Annotated in this window: 12 protein-coding genes; 7 read left to right on the top strand and 5 right to left on the bottom strand. The window is 64.7% G+C overall.

The features are described from left to right. Positions 1 to 123: 123 nt before the first annotated feature. The 7 genes from cyoA to A7Q26_RS09565 are packed head-to-tail and all read left to right on the top strand — an operon-like array spanning position 124 to position 6,851. Positions 124 to 1,239: a ubiquinol oxidase subunit II gene (gene cyoA, locus A7Q26_RS09595; protein ID WP_084439059.1), complete on the top strand. Its 1,116-nt coding sequence runs from the start codon at positions 124 to 126 to the stop codon at positions 1,237 to 1,239. A 5-nt stretch (positions 1,240 to 1,244) separates the two neighbouring features. Beyond that, positions 1,245 to 3,245 (top strand): cytochrome o ubiquinol oxidase subunit I, encoded by a 2,001-nt coding sequence (gene cyoB / locus A7Q26_RS09590; RefSeq protein WP_066859163.1) that lies wholly within the window; start codon positions 1,245 to 1,247, stop codon positions 3,243 to 3,245. Positions 3,246 to 3,274: 29 nt separating this feature from the next. Next, positions 3,275 to 3,877: a cytochrome o ubiquinol oxidase subunit III gene (gene cyoC / locus A7Q26_RS09585; protein WP_232313762.1), complete on the top strand. Its 603-nt coding sequence runs from the start codon at positions 3,275 to 3,277 to the stop codon at positions 3,875 to 3,877. Next, positions 3,874 to 4,290 (top strand): cytochrome o ubiquinol oxidase subunit IV, encoded by a 417-nt coding sequence (cyoD, locus tag A7Q26_RS09580; protein ID WP_066859161.1) that lies wholly within the window; start codon positions 3,874 to 3,876, stop codon positions 4,288 to 4,290. Before cyoC ends, cyoD begins: the two co-directional genes overlap by 4 nt. After that, positions 4,287 to 5,006: an SURF1 family protein gene (locus A7Q26_RS09575; RefSeq protein ID WP_066859160.1), complete on the top strand. Its 720-nt coding sequence runs from the start codon at positions 4,287 to 4,289 to the stop codon at positions 5,004 to 5,006. Before cyoD ends, A7Q26_RS09575 begins: the two co-directional genes overlap by 4 nt. Continuing rightward, positions 5,003 to 6,328 carry an ATP-binding protein gene (locus A7Q26_RS09570; protein WP_066859159.1) on the top strand — a complete coding sequence of 442 codons (1,326 nt, stop codon included), beginning with the start codon at positions 5,003 to 5,005 and terminating at the stop codon, positions 6,326 to 6,328. Before A7Q26_RS09575 ends, A7Q26_RS09570 begins: the two co-directional genes overlap by 4 nt. Beyond that, positions 6,318 to 6,851: a response regulator transcription factor gene (locus A7Q26_RS09565; protein ID WP_066859158.1), complete on the top strand. Its 534-nt coding sequence runs from the start codon at positions 6,318 to 6,320 to the stop codon at positions 6,849 to 6,851. The genes A7Q26_RS09570 and A7Q26_RS09565 overlap by 11 nt, the downstream gene beginning before the upstream one ends. A gap of 55 nt (positions 6,852 to 6,906) precedes the next feature. On the opposite strand, the gene alaS is transcribed toward A7Q26_RS09565, so the two are convergent. The 5 genes from alaS to A7Q26_RS09540 form a co-directional block, all read right to left on the bottom strand. After that, entirely contained in the window at positions 6,907 to 9,573 is a 2,667-nt protein-coding gene (alaS, locus tag A7Q26_RS09560) for an alanine--tRNA ligase (RefSeq protein ID WP_066859157.1), read from the bottom strand. 68 nt (positions 9,574 to 9,641) lie between these two features. Further along, entirely contained in the window at positions 9,642 to 9,920 is a 279-nt protein-coding gene (locus A7Q26_RS09555; protein ID WP_198162894.1) for a barstar family protein, read from the bottom strand. Between the two features lie 16 nt (positions 9,921 to 9,936). Then, positions 9,937 to 11,196, bottom strand: coding sequence for a M24 family metallopeptidase (locus tag A7Q26_RS09550; RefSeq protein WP_066859155.1), 1,260 nt, complete (start codon positions 11,194 to 11,196; stop codon positions 9,937 to 9,939). After that, positions 11,183 to 11,809, bottom strand: coding sequence for a glutathione S-transferase family protein (locus A7Q26_RS09545; protein ID WP_066859154.1), 627 nt, complete (start codon positions 11,807 to 11,809; stop codon positions 11,183 to 11,185). The genes A7Q26_RS09550 and A7Q26_RS09545 overlap by 14 nt, the downstream gene beginning before the upstream one ends. A 170-nt stretch (positions 11,810 to 11,979) precedes the next feature. Further along, positions 11,980 to 14,094: a malate synthase G gene (locus A7Q26_RS09540; protein WP_198162893.1), complete on the bottom strand. Its 2,115-nt coding sequence runs from the start codon at positions 14,092 to 14,094 to the stop codon at positions 11,980 to 11,982. Between the last annotated feature and the right edge of the window lie 138 nt (positions 14,095 to 14,232).

The following is a 14,232-nucleotide window of genomic DNA, read 5'->3' as shown; positions in this document are numbered from 1 at the left end:
CAACATAACAGAAAACCCACAGAGTCTAAGCAGTATCCCACACCCAGAACATTTTTTGCGGCCGCACACAATTGGACAAATTGCCCACTGGCCGACTCCGTGCGGACCCGCTAGTCGCGCGCCATGTCTACCGCTCCCTCCCCCCACCGGATCAGGCTCCTGCGCTGGTCCGCTCCGATCCTTGCGGCGCCGCTGGCGGGCTGCAACTGGGTCGTGATGAACCCGTCGGGCGATATTGCAGTGCAGCAGCGCGATCTGATCCTGATCTCGACCGCGCTGATGCTGCTGATCGTCGTCCCCGTCATGGCGATGGTCGTCTGGTTCGCGGTGCGCTATCGCGCCACGAACGAGGCGACCCAGAAGGACTATGATCCGGACTGGGATCATAGCACCAAGCTGGAGCTGCTGATCTGGTCGGCGCCGCTGCTGATCATCATCGCGCTGGGCGCGCTGACCTGGGTCAGCACCCACAAGCTGGACCCCTATCGCCCGCTCGACCGGATCGACGCGAAGACCGCGATCGACCCGAAGGTCAAGCCGCTGACGGTGCAGGTCGTCGCGCTCGACTGGAAATGGCTGTTCATCTACCCGGAACTGGGGGTTGCGACGGTCAATGAGCTGGCGCTGCCGACCAATGTCCCGGTCCGCTTCGACATCACGGCATCGACCGTCATGAACAGCTTCTACGTCCCCGAACTGGCCGGCCAGATCTACGCCATGCCCGGCATGAAGACGCAGCTGCACGCCGTCGCCAACAAGGCGGTGTCCGGCACCGGCTTTTCCGCCAACTATTCGGGCGCGGGCTTCACCCACATGCGCTTCGGGTACAAGGCGCTGGATCAGGCCGGTTTCGACGCCTGGGTCGCCAAGGTGAAGGCCAGCGGCGCGGCGCTAGACCGCAACGTCTATCTGACCCTGGCCAAGCCCAGCGAAAAGGCGCCCGTGGCCTATTTCACCGCCGCCGATCCCAAGCTGTTCGACGCGGTCGTGAACCTTTGCCCCAAGCCCGGCCAGCGCTGCATGAGCGAGCTGATGCACATCGACCAGATGGGCGGCGCGGGCAAGGAAGCGGCGAAGGAGACGCACGGTCTCCAGTATGACTTCCCCAACAGCCATGTGATCGACCAGACGGAGCGCAACGAAGGCAAGCAGACCGCCCCCGACGCGCCCGGCGCTGAAAAGGCTCCGGCCGATCACTCCTCTCACAGCGGCGCTGACGCGCACGCGCAGCATCGGTAAGGCCCATGACTGGCACAATGACAACAGCACAGATGATCTTCGGTCGTCTGACATGGGACAGCTTCCCATGGCATGAGCCCATCGTCGTCGCGACATTCTGCGCGGTGGTGCTGGGCGGCGCGGCGCTGGTCGCGGCGCTGACCTATTTCAAGCTCTGGGGCTATCTCTGGAAGGAGTGGTTCACCAGCGTCGATCACAAGAAGATCGGCATCATGTACATGGTGCTGGGCCTCATCATGTTCCTGCGCGGCTTTGCCGATGCCATCATGATGCGCCTGCAACAGGCTTTGGCTTTTGGCGGGTCGGAGGGCTATCTGAACGCCCACCATTATGACCAGGTGTTCACCGCCCATGGCGTGATCATGATCTTCTTCGTGGCGATGCCGTTCATCACCGGCCTGATGAACTATATCGTCCCGTTGCAGATCGGCGCGCGCGACGTCAGCTTCCCGTTCCTCAACAATTTTTCCTTCTGGATGACGACGGGCGGCGCGGTGCTGGTGATGGCTTCGCTGTTCCTGGGCGAGTTCGCCCAGACCGGCTGGCTCGCCTATCCGCCGCTGTCGGGGATCGACTACAGCCCGGCCACGGGTGTCGATTATTATATCTGGGCGTTGCAGGTGGCAGGCGTCGGCACGACATTGTCGGGCATCAACCTGATCGCGACCATCGTGAAGATGCGCGCGCCGGGCATGTCGCTCATGAAGATGCCGGTCTTCACCTGGACCTCGCTGTGCGCGAACGTCCTGATCGTCGCCTCCTTCCCGATCCTGACCGCCACGCTGGTCCTGCTGTCGCTCGACCGTTATGCCGGCACCAACTTCTTCACGAACGACTTCGGCGGCAACCCGATGATGTACGTGAACCTGATCTGGATCTGGGGCCACCCGGAAGTCTATATCCTCATCCTGCCGCTGTTCGGCGTCTTCTCTGAAGTCGTCTCCACCTTCTGCGGCAAGCGCCTGTTCGGCTACACGTCGATGGTCTACGCCACCTGCACCATCATGGTGCTGTCCTACCTGGTGTGGCTGCACCACTTCTTCACCATGGGATCGGGCGCCAGCGTCAACAGCTTCTTCGGCATCACGACGATGATCATCTCGATCCCGACGGGCGCCAAGCTGTTCAACTGGCTGTTCACCATGTATCGCGGCCGCGTCCGCTTCGAACTGCCGATGATGTGGACGGTGGCGTTCATGCTGACCTTCACGGTCGGCGGCATGACCGGCGTGCTGCTGGCGGTGCCGCCTGCGGACTTCGTGCTGCACAATTCGCTGTTCCTGATCGCGCACTTCCACAACGTCATCATCGGCGGCGTGCTGTTCGGCCTGTTCGCCGCGATCAACTACTGGTGGCCCAAGGCGTTCGGCTTCAAGCTCAACCAGTTCTGGGGCCATGTGTCCTTCTGGTGCTGGAACATCGGCTTCTGGCTGGCCTTCACCCCGCTCTACATCATGGGGCTGATGGGCGTGACCCGCCGGATGCGCGTGTTCGACGATCCGTCTTTGCAGATCTGGTTCGTCATCGCCGCGATCGGCGCCGCGATCGTCGCGGCCGGCATCGGTGCAATGCTGGTGCAGTTCGCCGTCTCCATCTGGAAGCGCGACGAGCTGAAGGTGGAGGGCGATCCCTGGGATGGCCGCACGCTGGAATGGGCGACCAGCTCGCCCCCGCCGGAGTATAATTTCGCCTTCACGCCGGTCGTCTATGACGCCGACAGCTGGGCGGACATGAAGAAGAACGGCTATCAGCGTCCGCTGACCGGCTATCAGGCGATCCACATGCCCAGCAGCACCGGCGCCGGCGTCATCCTGGCCGCCCTCGCCACGGTCTGCGGCTTCGCGCTGATCTGGTATATCTGGTGGCTCGCCGGCCTCAGCTTCCTGGGTCTGATCGCGGTCGCCATCGGCCACACCTTCAACTACAAGCGCGACTTCTACATCCCGGCGGATGTCGTCACGCGCACCGAGGAAGAGCGCACGCGCATCCTCGCGGCGGGAGTCTGACCATCATGAGCAGCGCAACTGCGACCACCATGGAACCTCGGGCCTATCATCTGCCCGAGGAACCGCACCTCCATGAAGGCCACAGCACCATGCTGGGCTTCTGGATGTACCTGATGAGCGACTGCCTCATCTTCGCCATCCTCTTCGCCACCTATGCCGTGCTCGGCGGCAATTTCGCCGGCGGGCCGGGGCCGAAGGATCTGTTCGACCTGAACCTCATCGCGCTCAACACCGCGATGCTGCTCTTCTCTTCGATCACCTACGGCTTCGCCATGCTGGCGATGGAAAAGAACAGGGTCAGCGCCACCCAGGGCTGGCTGCTCGTCACCTTGCTGTTCGGCGGAGCGTTCCTGTTCATCGAACTCTACGAATTCTCGCACCTGATCCATGAGGGTGCGGGCCCGTGGCGTTCGGCTTTCCTGTCGGCCTTCTTCACCCTGGTCGGCACCCACGGCCTGCACGTCACCTTCGGTTCGATCTGGCTGATCACGCTGATGGTGCAGGTCGCGAAAAAAGGCCTGATCCCCGCCAATAAGCGCCGCCTGATGTGCCTCAGCATGTTCTGGCACTTCCTCGACGTCATCTGGATCGGCGTCTTCACCTTTGTCTATCTGATGGGAATGCTGCGATGAGCGATGCCGTCCACAGCCACGAAAGCCACGGGCATCATGACGACCACGCCCATGGGCATCATGATGAAGGCGCGCATGGCAGCTATGGCAGCTACATGATCGGGTTCGGCCTGTCGGTGATCCTGACCGCCATCCCCTTCTGGCTGGTGATGTCGGGCACGCTCGGCAATCCGCAGCTGACCGGCTTCATCATCATGGCCTTCGCCGCCGTGCAGGTGGTGGTCCACATGATCTACTTCCTGCACATGAACACCCGCGTCGAAGGCGGCTGGTCGTTCATGGCCATGATGCTGACCATCGTGCTGGTCGTCATCACCCTGTCGGGTTCGATGTGGGTCATGTATCATCTGAACGCCAACATGATGCCCCATGCCGACATGAACGCCATGCAGCATATGAGCGAGATGCCGTGACAACGGCGGAAACCGGGGGGCGCCGCCGGCGCTCCCCGGCGTTCCTGATCGGCCTGACGCTGATCGCCCTCCTTCTTTTTTCCGGCTTCTGCGCGCTCGGCGCCTGGCAGGTCCAGCGTCTGGGCTGGAAGCGCGACCTGATCGCCCGCGTCGACGCCCGTATCCATGCCGCGCCCGTAGCGGCGCCCGACCGCGCGCGTCGCGACGACGAATATCGGCGCGTCGCCACGAGCGGCGTCTTCCTCCATGATAAGGCCGCGTTGGCGCAGGCCTCCACCGTCCGGGGCGCCGGCTATTGGGTGCTCACCCCGCTGCGCCGTCAGGACGGCACGATCATCCTCATCAACCGCGGCTTCGTACCCGATCGCAAGACGGCCTATGACCGTCCGCAAGGGACCGTGCGGATCGCCGGACTGCTGCGGCTGACCGAGCCGGGCGGCGGCTTCCTGCGCGACAATGATCCCGCTGCCGACAGATGGTATTCAAGGGATGTGGACGCCATCGCACGGGCGCGGGACATCGGCACGGTCGCCAACTATTTCATCGATGCCGAAGCGCGCCCCTCCTCCGCCGGCTTCCCGGTCGGCGGGCTGACGGTCGTGTCCTTCCCCAACAATCATCTGCAATATGCGATCACCTGGTTCGTACTGGCGGCGATGACCCTGGGCGCCTATATTCTCGTCATGCGCCAGACAGGAAAAGACGGCCGGGGATGAGCGCCAAGGCGCCGAACCGCGCGCGCTGGTTGCCCAGCCAGTGGCCCGCCGACGCGGCCGGCCGCAAGAATATGGCGCTTCTCGTCCAGCTTCGCTGGATCGCCATCGCCGGGCAGATCGCGACCATCCTGATCGTCCATCATGGCATGGGCATCCGCCTGCCGCTGCTGCCGATGCTAGTGGTTCCCTGCATCGCCATCGCCATGAACCTGGGCAGCCTGATGGTGCTGCGCGGCCGCACCGACATCAGCCATGCCGAGCTGTTCCTGGCGCTGCTGTTCGATGTCATCGCGCTCACGACCCTGCTGTACCTGAGCGGCGGGGCGACCAATCCATTCGTGTCGCTCTATCTGGTGCAGGTGGCGCTGGGGGCCATGCTGCTCCATCGGTGGAGCGCCTGGGGGATCGTCACCGTGTCGTCGCTCTGTGCGGCAGGCCTTGGCTTCGCCTACCGTCCGCTCAACCTGAGCGACGCGCTGGAGGGGCGGCTGTTCGACCTCCACATCGTCGGCACCTGGATCTGCTTCACCATGATCGCGGTGCTGCTGGTCCTGTTCATGACCCGCATCAACCAGAATCTCCAGGTGCGTGAAGCCTATCTCGCGCGGCTGCGCCAGCAGGCGGCGGAGGAAGAGCATATCGTGCGGATGGGATTGCTGGCGTCGGGCGCCGCGCATGAATTGGGCACGCCCCTCGCCCAACTGGCCGTCGTGCTGGGGGATTGGCGGCACATGCCCGAAATCAATCGCCACCCCGCGCTGGTGGAGGAGGTCGGCGAGATGGAGACGGCGGTCAAGCGCTGCAAGGCGATATTGAGCGGCATCCTTATGTCCGCCGGCGAGGCGCGCGGCGAGGCGCCGGAAGTGACCAATGTCCGCGACTTCATCGACATCATCGCGCGCGACTGGCGCGGCGCCAATCCGGGCATGGCGCTGCGTTGCGACTTTGGTCCCCATGATTACCCCCGGATCGTCGCCGATCCGGTGATCCGCCAGGCCGTGACCAACCTGCTCGACAATGCGCGCGAGGCAGGCGCGACCTATATCAACATGATGGTCAGCCGGGACAGCCAGTGGCTGCATATCGCCGTGCGCGACAATGGCCCCGGTTTCAGCGATGACATGCTCGCCGATGTCGGCAAGCCATACCGGTCGAGCAAGGGCAAGCAGGGCGGCGGGCTTGGCCTGTTCCTGGTGGTCAATGTGGTGCGCAAGCTGGGCGGAAGGGTCGACGCCAGCAATGGCGCGGAAGGCGGCGCGATGATCCTGCTTCGCCTGCCGCTGGCGACACTGGCCCTGGAGGAGACAGGCTTTGGCGACTGAAAGGCAGTTGTTGATCGTCGAGGATGACGACGCTTTCGCCAAGACGCTCAAGCGCTCCTTCGAGCGGCGCGGCTATGAAGTGCTGCTGGCCGACAGCCTGGAAGCGGTCCACCGCCTGCTCGCCACGCAGCGGCCGGGATTTGCCGTCGTGGACCTGAAGCTGGGGCCGCAATCCGGGCTGGCTTGCGTGCAGGCGCTGCACGCCCATGATCCCGCAATGCTGATCGTCGTGCTGACCGGGTTCGCCAGCATCGCGACCGCGGTGGAAGCCATCAAGCTGGGTGCGACCAACTATCTGGCCAAGCCGTCCAACACGGACGACATCGAGGCGGCATTCGCGCGGTCGGGCGGGAATCCGGACGCGCCGCTCGCGCCGCGCCCGACTTCGATCAAGACGCTGGAGTGGGAACATATCCACGAAGTGCTGAAGGACAGCGACTTCAACATTTCCGAGGCCGCGCGGCGGCTGGGGATGCACCGGCGCACCCTGGCCCGCAAGCTGGCGAAGCGGCAGGTCGGCTGAGGATCACGTCATGGAGCCGCCTCCCCGCCGAAGCAGGGAGAGGCGGATGCAGGCGTCAGGCCGGGACGCTGGCGAGCGCAGCCTTGACCGCGTCGAGCGCAGCCTGCGCCTTGTCGCCATCGGGGCCACCCCCCTGCGCCATGTCGGGGCGGCCGCCGCCGCCCTTCCCGCCCAGCGCTTCCACGCCCGCGCGGACGAGATCGACGGCGCTGATCTGCCCCTTGAGGTCGTCGGTCACGCCCACCGCGATGGTGGCGCGGCCTTCCACCACGGCGAGCACGGCCGATACGCCGCTGCCCAGCGTCGCCTTGTTCTGATCGACGATGCCGCGCAGTTCCTTGGGGTCGAGCCCGTCGATGACCTGGCCGAGAAAGTCGATGCTGCCGACCTTCTCCGGACCGGCCGCCTGGGCGGACCCGCCGCCACCGAGCGCCAGCGCCTTCTTCGCGTCGGCGAGGTCGCGTTCCAGCTTGCGGCTCTGTTCGACCAGCGCGGCGATGCGCGCGGGCACGTCTTCGGGCGTGGTCTTGAGCGCGGCAGCGGTCTGGCGCAGCTTCTCGTCGCGCTCGCTCAGCCACAGGCGCGCGGCCTCGCCGGTCAGTGCCTCGATCCGGCGGACGCCCGAGGAGACGGCGCTTTCCGAGACGATCTTGAACAGGGCGATGTCCCCGGTCGCGCGGACATGGGTGCCGCCGCACAGTTCGACCGAATAGCTTTGTTCGTCGCCCCCAACGCCCGGACGCCCCATGGACAGGACGCGGACCTCGTCGCCATATTTCTCGCCGAACAGCGCCATGGCGCCGGCCGCGATGGCGTCATCGGGCGTCATGAGGCGGGTCGTGACCTCTTCATTGTGACGAATTTGCGCGTTCACATCGGCCTCGATCGCGGCGATCTGCGCCGGGGTGAGGGCTTCGGGGTGCGAGAAGTCGAAGCGCAGGCGATCGGGCGCGACCAGGCTGCCCTTCTGCGTGACATGCGCGCCCAGTTCCTTGCGGAGAGCGGCGTGCATCAGATGGGTGGCGCTGTGATTGGCGCGGACGCGATCGCGACGCTCCACATCCACGACCAGGTGGACGGTGTCGCCGATCTTGACGCTGCCCGCCTCGATCGTCGCGCGATGGGCGTGGAGTCGACCGAGCGGCTTGGACGTATCCTCGACCTTCGCGGACAGGCCGGCTTGCGACGTGATGACGCCCGCGTCGCCCATCTGGCCGCCGCTTTCGCCATAGAAAGGCGTCTGGTTGGTGACGATGGTGACGGTGTCGCCAGCGCTCGCGCTGTCGAAGTTCACACCGTCCTTGACGATCGCCAGCACCTCGCCCTCGCCCTCGGTCGAGGAATAGCCGATGAACTCGGTATTGCCGGCCTTTTCAGCGATGTCGAACCAGATTTCGTCCGACGCCTTTTCGCCCGATCCCTTCCAGGCGGCGCGCGCGGCGGCCTTCTGTTCGGCCATGGCGCTGTCGAAACCGGCGCGATCGACGGTCAGGCCGCGCGAGCGCAGCGCGTCCTCGGTCAGGTCATAGGGGAAGCCATAGGTGTCGTAGAGCTTGAACGCGGTCTCGCCGGGCAGCGTGCCGCCTTCGCCAAGGTCGCCGGTCGCTTCGTCGAGCAGACGCAGGCCGTTTTCCAGCGTCTTGCGGAAGCGGGTTTCCTCGCGCAGCAGGGTTTCCTCGATCAGCGGCTGGGCGCGGACCAGTTCGGGATAGGCGCCGCCCATTTCGGAGACGAGGCTGGAGACGAGGCGATACATCAGCGGGTCTTTCGCCCCGATGATATGGGCGTGCCGCATGGCGCGGCGCATGATCCGGCGCAGGACATAGCCACGGCCTTCGTTCGCAGGCAGCACGCCGTCCGCGATCAGGAAGCTGGTCGAACGCAAATGGTCGGCGATGACGCGATGGCTGGCCTTGTGCTCGCCGTCGGTCGCGGTCTTGCTGAGCGCGCCGCTCTCGGCGATCAGCGCCCTGAACGTGTCGGTATCATAATTGTCGTGAACGCCCTGAAGCACGGCGGCGATGCGCTCCAGCCCCATGCCGGTGTCGATCGAGGGCTTGGGCAGTTCGCTGACGATCTCGTTCGCTTCCTGCTCATATTGCATGAAGACGAGGTTCCATATCTCGACGAACCGGTCGCCATCCTCTTCCGGGCTACCCGGAGGGCCGCCCCAGATATGGTCGCCATGGTCGTAGAAGATTTCCGAGCAGGGACCGCAGGGGCCGCTGTCGCCCATCGCCCAGAAATTATCCTTGGTCGGGATGCGGATGATGCGCTCTTCGGGCAGGCCGGCGATCTTCTTCCACAGGTCGAACGCCTCGTCGTCCGTGTGATAGACGGTCGCGGTCAGCTTGTCGGCGGGCAGCCCCCATTCCTTGGTCAGCAGGGTCCAGGCATGGGTGATCGCCTGTTCCTTGAAATAGTCGCCGAAGCTGAAATTCCCCAGCATTTCAAAGAAGGTATGATGGCGCGCGGTATAGCCGACATTGTCGAGATCATTATGCTTGCCACCGGCGCGGACCGACTTCTGGCTCGACGTCGCGGTCTTGTAGGGGCGCGTCTCCAGACCCGTAAAGACATTCTTGAACGGCACCATGCCCGCATTCACGAACATCAAAGTCGGGTCGTTGTGCGGCACCAGCGGGGCGGACGGAACGATGGTGTGGCCGTTGGCCCCGAAATAGTCGAGGAAGGAGCGGCGAATGTCGTTGGTCGAGGTCATGCGCGCGATTTAGTGGGAAGCGGCCCGCCGCACAAGCGGGGGATTTGGTCGCGGTGTAACATCACTCTTCAGATTAGTTGTAGCGTGACCTCCACACCATAGTCATGTCGCGCATCGGCGAACATGGTTGCCGCCTGCGCCAAAAAATCGGACATCTCGGCCGGCAGGCGGTCGATATTTCTTATCGTCACACAAAAGGGCGGCTCGGCCGCGTTAATGTCACCCAACAGGCTGTCGTATAGCGCGTCTAAATTAAGGCCATGCCAGTCGGGTGCTCCCAGTTTTGGCAACAAGGCCAGATAGAAGTCCAATGGCTTTGTCCAGCCGCACGCATCGAGTTCAATCAACCTCATCTTACCATATTTATCCGATCGGCTCCTCAATCGACACCGGCGGTTTCGAGAACCATGCCGGTCCCTGCCGGGTCATGTGGAAACAATCCTCCATGCGGACGCCCATCACGCCTGGCAGATAGAGGCCCGGCTCATTGGAAAAGCACATGCCGATGTCCAGCTTCGTGGTTTCGCCATGGACGAGGTTGACCGGCTCATGCCCCTCCATGCCGATGCCGTGGCCGGTGCGGTGGGACAGACCGGGGAGCGCATAGCCGGGGCCGTAGCCCTGTGTTTCGTACCAGCGGCGCACGGCATCATCGACCGATCCCGCCGGGACGCCCAGCCTTGCCGCCTCGATGGCGATCATCTGGCCCTGCGACACGTCGTTCCAGACCTTGCGCTGCTGCGCGGTGGGCGCGGCGCCATGGACGAAGGTGCGGCTGATGTCGGACTGATAATCCTCGACCGTGCAGCCGCAGTCCATCAGCACGACCTCGCCTGCGCGCACCGCCTGCGGCTTGCCCGATCCATGCGGATAGGCGGCGGCTTCGCCGAGCAGGATCAGGTTGAATTCGACTTTGCCGCCCAGTTGCTTCGTCGCGGCGCTCATCAGCGCACCGATGTCGGCGGGGGTCATGCCGGGCTTCACCTGCGGGTAGGTCCAGCGATAGGCGGCCATGGTGACGTCGGCGGCAGCCTGCATAAGCGCGATTTCGGCGGCGGTCTTGCGCATACGGATCGCGCGGGTGACGGGGTCTTTCACCAAAGTCGCGGCAGGCAACGCGGCGTGCAGGCCATCGACCGCGAAATAGCGGACGGTTTCCTCGATGCCGATGCGGCCCTTCACCAAACCCTTTGCGGTCAGGAAGTCAGCGATCGGGGCATAGGGACTTTCATGCTCCTGCCACACGCGCACCTCGGCCGGGATAGCGAGCGATTCGTCGATCGACGGTTTCTCGAAAAAGGGGCAGACGATGAGCGGCGCACCGCTGGCCGGGATAACGGCGGCGGTCAGACGTTCGCTGCGGTGCCAGCGGATGCCGCTATAATAAATGAGGCTGGCACCCGGTTCGATCAACAGCGCGTCGATGCCCGCCGCCTGCATCGCCGTTTGCGCGCGGGCGAGACGGTCTGCGCGCTCGGCCTTGCCGATCGGGGCGACAGCGCCAGTGAGGGATTTCAGCGCCTCGGCGGCTTTTTCCTGCGCGAAGAGACGCGGGGCGACGAGCGACGTGGCGATCCCGGCGGCGGCATAGCGCAGTAAGGTGCGGCGGTCAGGCGTAGGCATATGCGCCTCCGGTCTTGAGGGCGGCCTGATAGGCGGGTCGGGCGTGCATCTCGTCCAGCCAGCGGATGATGTTAGGGCGCGATTCGCTCAGGCCGCCACGCGCGCGGGACGCCTCCAGCGGGAAGCTCATCATCATGTCGGCGGCGGTGAAGGCGTCACCCGCAAAATAGGGGCGCGACGCCAGTTCGGTTTCGAGCCAGTCGAGATGATCGTCCAGCATCTTCTGCACCGTGGGCCGCGCGGGGCGACCGAGCAGGCCGAGCTTGCCGATGATGAGCAGCGCCAGCAGCGGCGGCATCATCGATCCTTCGGCATAGTGCATATATTGGCGGTAGCGGATCGCGCTTTCCGTATCGGCAGGCGGGCCGAAGCGGTTGCCGGCGCGGGCGACCAGATGCTCCATGATCGCGCCGGTTTCGATCAGGCGATGGCCGTCCACCTCCACCACCGGGGAGCGACCGAGCGCGTGGATGGCGCGCAATTCTGCGGGCGCGCGCATCGTCTTGGCGTCGCGTTCGTAGCGGCGGACTTGATAGGGTTCGCCCAGTTCCTCCAGCAGCCAGAGGATGCGTTGCGACCGGCTGTTGTTCAAATGATGGACGATGATCGTCATGGCGGCTCCCTTGCTGCGCGCCGGTCAGGGCGTAACGCAGCATGGAAGGGTTGCCAAGTTCAAGCCAGGCCCTGTCATCCCGCGCAGGCGGGAATCCTTCTCCCGACCTCGCGCAGGAGGATGGCTTTGGAGATGGATCCCCGCCTGAGCCGGGATGACCGAGCTTATTTTCAGGCGTCGACCAATGCCCCTTGCGCCTTCTGCTTCGCGCGGAAGGCGTGGAGGAGGGGTTCGGTGTAGCCGCTGGGCTGCTCGACGCCCTCGAACACCAGGGCACGGGCGGCCTGATAGGCGAGGCTCTCCCCTTCCCGGCCGCTCATCGGCTGGTAGAGCGGATCGCCTTCATTCTGGGCGTCGACCTTGGCGGCCATGCGGGCCAGCGCGGCGTCGACCTGATCGGGCGTGCAGATGCCGTGCAGCAGCCAGTTGGCCATATGCTGCGAGGAGATGCGCAAGGTCGCGCGGTCCTCCATCAGGCCGATGTCGTGGATGTCGGGCACCTTGGAGCAGCCGACGCCCTGGTCGACCCAGCGGACGACATAGCCGAGGATACCCTGTGCGTTGTTGTCCAGTTCCTGCGCGATTTCCTCTTCCGAAAAGTTGCGGCCGACCGCGACCGGGATGGTCAGCAGCTTGTCGAGCGGCGCGACACCCTCCGCCGTGCGCTCCGCCTGACGGGCGAAAACGTCGATGCGGTGATAATGGGTCGCGTGCAGCGTCGCGGCGGTGGGCGAAGGCACCCAGGCGGTGTTGGCGCCGCTCCGGGGGTGGCCGACCTTCTGCTCCAGCATGTCGGCCATGCGATCGGGCGCGGCCCACATGCCCTTGCCGATCTGCGCCCGGCCCGACAGGCCGCAGGCGAGGCCGATCTGGACGTTGCGATCTTCATAGGCGGCGATCCAGTCGCTCGTCTTCATCTCGCCCTTGGGGATCATCGGCCCGGCCTGCATCGACGTGTGCATCTCGTCCCCGGTGCGGTCGAGGAAGCCCGTGTTGATGAAGACGATGCGGTCGCGGACGGCATGGATGCAGGCGGCGAGATTGGCCGAGGTGCGGCGTTCTTCGTCCATGACGCCGACCTTGATCGTGTGGCGGGCGAGGCCCAGCATGTCCTCGATCGCGTCGAACAGGCGGTTGGTGAAGGCGGCTTCCTGCGGCCCGTGCATCTTGGGCTTGACGATATAGACGCTGCCCGCGCGGCTGTTGCCGCCGTCGCGCGCCAGATCATGCATGGCGATCAGGCTGGTGACGATGCCGTCCAATATGCCTTCGGGCGCTTCGTCGCCATCGGGCAGGCGGATGGCCGGGTTGGTCATCAGATGCCCGACATTGCGGACGAACAACAGGCTGCGGCCCGGCAGGGTGAAGCTGCCGCCGTCCGGCGCGGCGTAGGCGCGGTCGGGGTTGAGGGCGCGGGTCATCATCCTGCCACCCTTCTCGAACGTGTCGGTCAGGTCGCCCTGCATCAGGCCCAGCCAGTTGGCGTAGGCCGCGACCTTGTCCTGCGCATCGACGGCCGCGACCGAGTCTTCAAGGTCACAGATGGCGGTCAGGGCGGATTCGAGGATGACGTCGGCGATGCCCGCCGGGTCGGTCGCACCGATCGGGTGGGTAGGATCGAAGACGACTTCGATATGCAGGCCGTTATGACGGAACAGCTTGCCCTTGGCGCTGGTGCCCACGAACTGCAACGGATCGGCGAGGATGATGTCGTCGCTCGACAGGTCAGCCCAACTGCCGGTCGCCAGCGGGATCGCATCGTCGAGGAAGACCTTGGCCCAGGCGATGACCTGTGCGCCGCGGGCGGCGTCATAACCATTTCCCGCCGCCGCGCCGGGAATGGCGTCGGTGCCGTAGAGCGCGTCATAGAGGCTGCCCCAGCGCGCATTGGCGGCGTTCAGCAGGAAGCGGGCGTTGAGGATGGGGACGACCAGCTGCGGCCCGGCCATGCGGGCGACTTCTTCGTCGACATTCTCGCTGCCAACGGTGAAGGGCACGGGTTCAGGGACGAGATAGCCGATCTCGCGCAGGAAGGCCTGATAGGCCTGGCCGTCATGCGGCTGACCCTTGCGCTGTTCGTGCCAGCTGTCGATCTGCGCCTGAAGCGTATCGCGCTTGCGTAGCATCGCCCCGTTTTCGGGAGCGAAGCGGGCGAAGATGGCGGCGGCGCCGGCCCAGAAGGCGTCGGGCGCGATGCCAGTGCCGGGTAGCGCGCGGCTGTCGATGAAATCGGCCAATTGCTCGGCGACCTGGAGGCCGGCTTTGTCGATCATGCGGTCGGTCATCATCTTCTCCTGCACATTTCCTGTTCGTCATTCCCGCCTGCGCAGGGACGACGATAATCCTGGAAAGTGTTTACGCGATTCCCATTATGTCGTGTAGACGCTATTATGCGAATACAGTCATTCCTATGGTGAACGAAT

It is taken from the genome of Sphingobium sp. TCM1, from assembly GCF_001650725.1.
In the GTDB taxonomy this organism is placed as follows: Bacteria; Pseudomonadota; Alphaproteobacteria; order Sphingomonadales; family Sphingomonadaceae; genus Sphingobium.
This window is presented reverse-complemented; position numbering and strand designations above follow the sequence as displayed.

Excerpts from the sequence above, each read along its gene's own strand:
- cyoA (WP_084439059.1), top strand. The coding sequence starts at position 124 with ATGTCTACCGCTCCCTCCCCCCACCGGATCAGGCTCCTGCGCTGGTCC.
- cyoB (WP_066859163.1), top strand. The coding sequence starts at position 1,245 with ATGACTGGCACAATGACAACAGCACAGATGATCTTCGGTCGTCTGACA.
- cyoC (WP_232313762.1), top strand. The coding sequence starts at position 3,275 with ATGGAACCTCGGGCCTATCATCTGCCCGAGGAACCGCACCTCCATGAA.
- cyoD (WP_066859161.1), top strand. The coding sequence starts at position 3,874 with ATGAGCGATGCCGTCCACAGCCACGAAAGCCACGGGCATCATGACGAC.
- A7Q26_RS09570 (WP_066859159.1), top strand. The coding sequence starts at position 5,003 with ATGAGCGCCAAGGCGCCGAACCGCGCGCGCTGGTTGCCCAGCCAGTGG.
- alaS (WP_066859157.1), bottom strand. The coding sequence starts at position 9,573 with ATGACCTCGACCAACGACATTCGCCGCTCCTTCCTCGACTATTTCGGG.
- A7Q26_RS09550 (WP_066859155.1), bottom strand. The coding sequence starts at position 11,196 with ATGCCTACGCCTGACCGCCGCACCTTACTGCGCTATGCCGCCGCCGGG.
- A7Q26_RS09545 (WP_066859154.1), bottom strand. The coding sequence starts at position 11,809 with ATGACGATCATCGTCCATCATTTGAACAACAGCCGGTCGCAACGCATC.
- A7Q26_RS09540 (WP_198162893.1), bottom strand. The coding sequence starts at position 14,094 with ATGACCGACCGCATGATCGACAAAGCCGGCCTCCAGGTCGCCGAGCAA.